The sequence below is a fragment of the Priestia sp. P5_B4 genome (genome assembly GCF_056400385.1).
In genome coordinates, this window is record NZ_JBFULJ010001459.1 from 1 (window position 1) to 589 (window position 589).

Annotated in this window: 1 protein-coding gene; it reads left to right on the forward strand. The window is 34.5% G+C overall.

Features of this window, described 5'->3' with window-relative positions:
* The first annotated feature begins 111 nt into the window (after nt 1–111).
* Nucleotides 112–456, forward strand: a complete 345-nt coding sequence (locus tag AC1DRF_RS31600; RefSeq protein WP_427076489.1) for a Na-translocating system protein MpsC family protein — start codon at nt 112–114, stop codon at nt 454–456.
* Nucleotides 457–589: the final 133 nt, after the last annotated feature.

Consider the following 589-nt stretch of genomic DNA (forward strand, 5'->3'; position numbering starts at 1 on the left):
CAGATACATTGTATACAATGTAAACGTCGTCATGTATAATTTAACTTATTCTTAGTTGAAAACTTGAATGAGCAAGGGAGACATACTCGAGATAAGCGGAGGCATACACCAGTGTCTAAGAAAATACATGATTTTAATGATATTATCCGAAAGCTGCGCAAAAAACTTTTTGGAAAAGGTCCAGCACGAATTCATACTGTATTTGTTCAAAATATGGCTATTTCAACTTTGTACGGCAACTTAACGCCAGCTGAACAATTTATCGCGAGAACAACCGAAGGTAAAGAGACGGTACATATGGCAAGAACAAAGCTTATTCAAAACCTTTACGCTTCATCTCCTCCAGAGGGGCTTGAAGACTTGTTAGGAGCTAAGCTGGAGTACTTATTTTCTGATATCAAAGTAGAAGAAGATATCGCTGTTTCTGTGTTTGTGTTTGAAACCAATATTCAGTAGAACAACGTAAAATACATAATTTAATTAAATGAAAGAGAAGTAGGATCTGCTTGTTTTTTATTTGATTTTATTATAGATAATGATGACTGATATACTGTAAAGAAAGTGCAGGATTATTAGGCAGCATTCAAAA